The sequence below is a fragment of the Mesorhizobium sp. M5C.F.Ca.IN.020.29.1.1 genome (assembly GCF_003997375.1).
Lineage (GTDB): Bacteria > Pseudomonadota > Alphaproteobacteria > Rhizobiales > Rhizobiaceae > Mesorhizobium > Mesorhizobium wenxiniae.
Genome location: NZ_RZSW01000797.1, coordinates 1 through 2037 on the forward strand (window position 1 = coordinate 1; position 2037 = coordinate 2037).

The window sequence follows — 2037 nt, forward strand, 5'->3', positions numbered from 1 at the left end:
CGGGTGCGCTGTTTCATGTTGGTGGCGGCGACGACACCGAGATAGACCGGCAGCGGCATTCTTATTTTCGTCTGCTTGCCCTTGGGATCCTGCACCACCAGCGACGAAATATTGTAGCCTTCGCCCTCAAGCGCGTTCGCGATCACGATCTTCGAGGCCCAGCCTTCGCCATATTCCGGGACCAGTTCGCGGATGAAGGCGTCGCGACGCTCATAGCAGCCCATGGCGCGCAGAGCCGGCCCGATATCCTCCACAATAGCCTCGACACCGAAATTGTCGGCGACAAGGCGGCCGAGCCGCAGACTTTCCGGATCGGAATCGTTTTCCGGCATGAACAGACACAATACATTCTGAGGCCCGACGGCTCGCGCGGCCAACGCCACCGAAACGCTTGAATCGATCCCACCCGAAAGACCGAGCGTGAGACCCCGCTTGCGAATACCACGCAACTGCTGGCGCAAAGCGGTGACGATCCTGTCCGTTTCGGCGGCGGGGTCGATCGCCAGGGCCTGCGCCAGAATGGTCTGGGCGTCGTCGCTGGGGCGAACACTCATTGCGCGACCTCCATCATCTCTGCAGCAAGCCGGCGGCTGACCTTGCCCGTATCCGTTTTTGGTAATTCCGAGCGGAACTCGATGACCTTGGGGACCATGAAATCCTCAAGATGACGTGCGCAGTGGCGCATGACATCCTTTTCGCTTAGCTTCGGGTCCGAGCGTATCACGAGTGCGCCGATCGCATGCCCAAGCACCGGATCCGGCACGCCGACGACAACGGCCTCCGCGATGCCCGGATGGGCGTGAAGCACGGCCTCCACCTCCTTCGGGGCCACCTTCTCTCCCCGCGTCTTTATGATGTCGTCCTTGCGCCCGACGAAATAGAGAAAGCCATCCTCATCGGTCCTGAACAGATCGCCGGTATAGAGAACCTTCTCCCAAGGGTTTGGGCCAGGCCGCAGGGCCCGTTCGGTTGCTGCTTCGTTGCGCCAGTAACCCTGCATGACGTGCGGTCCGCGAATGACCAGTTCACCCGCTACGCCTGGCGGCACGCGTTGGCCCTGGTCGTCGACGACAAAGGCTTCGGTGTTCGGGATGGCTATGCCGACCGACCCCGGCCGGCGATCGAGCTCCTCGGGCGGCAGGTAGGTGCAGCGCTTGCATTCCGTCAGGCCATACATCGAATAGAGTCTGACACCGGGAAAAAGGAAACGCAGACGTTCTATGTGCGCCTGCGGCAGGGCCGCTGCCGTATTCGAAATGTAGCGAAGGCTGGGCAGAAAGCCCGGCGTCAGGTCACGCATCTGCAGGACCATCGCCGCCATAGTTGGCACGAGCGGAAGACCGGTGACGCCCTCCTCGCGGATACGTTCAAAGACTGCTTGAGGAAAAGCGAAGGACTTTTCGAGCACCAGCGTGGCGCCGAGCCTGACGGCCATCAGCAACTGATAGAGGCCATAGTCGAAGGCAAGGGGAAGAACATTCAAAATGATGTCGTCTGGCGAGTTGCGCAGATAGGTGGTGATCGAGTCCGCGGCCGCGTCGCAATTGCGGTGCGTCATCATCACGCCCTTGGGCCGGCCCGTTGAGCCTGAGGTGTAGATGAGCATAGCCAGATCGACGTCGATGCCGCCGTGGTCGATCTCACCGGCTTCGAGCGTCAGGCAGTCCGCTAGGGATGCAGCCCCTGCCGGGCATTGGCCATCGGTACCAGCGGTGGAAGCCACGAAGATGCCGGTCTCGCCGCTCGATCCGCACGCCTCGGCGACCACGGGCATCAGTTTTGCCTGCGTGAGGATCGCGGCAGCGTCGCAATCGGCGATGATGTAGGCGAGCTTTTCAGCCTTGGTGGATGAGTTGATCGGAGTGAAAGTCGCTCCTGCCTTGAGGACGGCGAAAATCGAAACCGCGGCCTCCCAGCAATTGTCCATGAAGATCAGGACCCGGTCGTTGCGCCTGACGCCATTCACAAAAAGGGCGGCGGCCAGGCGACTCGAAAGATCGTCCAGTTCTTCGAAGCTCAGCCTTTTGTCTTTGGTGA

1 protein-coding gene and 1 pseudogene are annotated in these 2037 nt (G+C 61.1%); both read right to left on the reverse strand.

The genetic code is table 11. The annotated features are described in order from the left end of the window. Nucleotides 1-554: pseudogene (nadE, locus tag EOA85_RS33660) on the reverse strand (NAD(+) synthase); the annotation flags it as partial. After that, nucleotides 551-2020, reverse strand: coding sequence for an AMP-binding protein (locus EOA85_RS33665; RefSeq protein WP_245486270.1), 1470 nt, complete (start codon nucleotides 2018-2020; stop codon nucleotides 551-553). The pseudogene nadE and the gene EOA85_RS33665, both read right to left, overlap by 4 nt. Between the last annotated feature and the right edge of the window lie 17 nt (nucleotides 2021-2037).